Source organism: Bacteroides sp. RTP31139st1_H2_RTP31139_211217 (genome assembly GCF_040227615.1).
Lineage (GTDB): Bacteria > Bacteroidota > Bacteroidia > Bacteroidales > Bacteroidaceae > Bacteroides > Bacteroides uniformis.
The window spans coordinates 1-2525 of record NZ_JBCNZM010000179.1; the positions used below are offsets into that span (position 1 = coordinate 1).

General features: G+C 46.6%; 3 protein-coding genes. All 3 read right to left on the minus strand.

Annotation, left to right across the window (positions count from 1 at the left end; all coding sequences use genetic code 11):
• The coding region (locus ABUA47_RS20665) for a glycogen/starch synthase (RefSeq protein ID WP_349831970.1) at positions 1-1035 on the minus strand (1035 nt) is incomplete at its 3' end.
• 295 nt (positions 1036-1330) lie between these two features.
• Positions 1331-1750, minus strand: a complete 420-nt coding sequence (locus ABUA47_RS20670) for an ATPase (protein WP_005827396.1) — start codon at positions 1748-1750, stop codon at positions 1331-1333.
• Positions 1751-1783: 33 nt separating this feature from the next.
• A partial coding sequence (locus tag ABUA47_RS20675; RefSeq protein ID WP_349831972.1) for a V-type ATPase 116kDa subunit family protein occupies positions 1784-2525 on the minus strand: 742 nt, incomplete at its 5' end.

Genomic DNA, 2525 nt, shown 5'->3' on the forward strand with positions numbered 1-2525 from the left:
GGGCACGTTGACAAACGCCAATACTTTCTTATTTAAATCTTTATCGCGGTTCAGCCGGTTCAATGATTCCAGGAACACATCGATACCCTTATTTTTGAACTCATAGCGTCCGCTGGTACCGATAATCAGCGTATCGTCGCCCAAGTCCTCACCCAGCAGGCAGTTTGCCACACGCAGCATGGTGGAACGGGCACGTTTGCGCTTGCCGGTAAAGGTGGCGCCTTTCGGTACAAAATCATCTTCAAAACCGTTCATCAGCACAACATCCGCAGGCTTGTCAAGCAATTCCCTGCATTCGTTGTTTGTGATTTCGCTCACAGTGGTGAAACAGTCCACATAGTGGGCCGTCTGCTTTTCAATGGAATGTTTGGACTGCATGTTCAGCTCCTCCGCCATCTGGTCGCCGTTGTAGGCGAAAAGATAATCGTAAAGCGGCTTGTTGTTGCCAGCTATGGAGCGGCCGATGGACGTGGCATGGGTGGTGAAGATAGTCCCTATCTCGGGAACGGCAGACTGAAGATAGAGGGCGGCCATGCCGGTCATCCACTCGTGTGCCTGGAACACCACTTTGTCCGTTTCCGTCAAATTATAGCGATAGAAGCTCTCTATCACCTTGCCGGTAGCGAAAGCAAACATGGATGCTTCGTCATAATCACCATATCCATGCAGTGAATCCACCTGATAGCGGTTCCACATTTCTGTATAAATCTCATTTTTTTCTGCAAAGAACGGTTGGAAATCAACCAATATAACAATAGGTTCTCCCGGAATGTTCCAGCGACCTACGCGGACGGAAAGATTGTCTTTCAACGCTGCATGTTTTTTCCACGCTGCACAAAGGTTATCAGACTCAATGAACAAAGGGTTCTCTTTTCCCTGCCAGAAATCCGGCCCTATAAAGAATAATCTATCGCGAAATTTAGTCTGTAAAGTATTTGCCCTTGTAGACAAAACTGTATAGATACCGCCTACTTTATTACACACTTCCCAACTCGCTTCGAAGATGTAATCGGGGGTAAGTAGTTCTTTAGTCATATTATGTTATAATCTCTTTATCTTAATTACGGCTGCAAAAGTACGTATTATTCTTTGAAAAATAGCCTTTTAATCGAAAAAACTGATTAAATATGCATAAACAATCGTTTGCGGAATGTCATAGTTTAGCCACAAAAGCCCCATTGGCTCGCCCATCCATGCATTTTTCGTCTAAAATTCCCGAAGTTTCAAATAAGAATTCCCGGAGTTTTCAGTTGAAGCCCCAGGAATTTAAACAAAAAACCCCAGGGATTTCAATTGTAAATCCCTGGGGTTTATTTTCTTATAATCCGGATTATACCATCAATGCAGCTACCAGCGCCAAAATAGCATAGAATTCAGGAAGCGCGGCGTAAATCATTGTATTGGTCTGTACGTCGTGTCCCTGGGAAATACCCACAATACCGCTAGCACAAATCTGTCCCTGACGGATAGCGGAGAACAGACATACCAGTCCGACACCCAATCCGATGCCCAGCATCAAAGGACCGTCTGTCGCAAAATCCCTGCCCATAGACATCAGGAAAGCCACGAAGCCGTAAAGTCCCTGCGTAGCCGGAAGGGCCGACAAAATCATATAACTTGCTGACTTGGAAGGGTCTTTCTTCAACGCACCTTCTGCCGCACTACCGGCGATAGTTGTACCGAAGCAACTGCCAATTCCTGCAAGGGCCAACATCAGGCCCAGACCGAGATAACCTAAAATTTCATTCATAATGTTTCTATTTTTATTTGTTTTTTAATTTGTTTATTTCTTTACTACTGTAAAAGGTTTATAGGCTTCGCCCTTACCTTCGTAACCGGAATTCTTGAAGTATTCCACAAATGTCAGACGGAGCGGGTGTACAAAGGCACTCAGACAAGACATGGCAATGTTCAGCGTATGCCCGAATATCAGTATCAGACCGCAGAACAGCCATCCCAGGGCCGGACCTGCAGCATCGTTCACCATGAAGGCAAGCTGGTTGAACACGCCTCCAAGCATACCGCCTGCCAAGCCGAGGGCATAGAGACGGATGTAGGAAAGTATATCGCCCATCAATCCGGTTGCCATGTTATAGGTATCCCATACTCCGGCACCGATGTTGACAAATACATTCCGGTGGATATTGTTCAGCAGGTAGATACCGATGGCAGAAACACCGCCAATCACGATAAATGCCCACGTAGACACGTCTTCCGAAATTATTTTGAAGAAGGAAAGTCCGCCGGTGCAGATAAATCCCACCACCAGCAACAGCCATCCCCAAGCACTGAGCGACTCCTTGAAGCCGAAACGAACGGTCTGTCCCACGGCCTTCACCGTCATGGCAATGCAGATGTGCACCGCACCGATAATCAACGCCAGCAGCATTTGCTTGTCATAGGTAGTCTCACCTATCTTACCCACAATCATGAATTCCTTCAGTTTGGCGGGTATCTCCAGGTCAAAGAGGCTTACACCGAAGAAGGTTCCCAATATGGCACCGATGACGGACGTAAATATACCC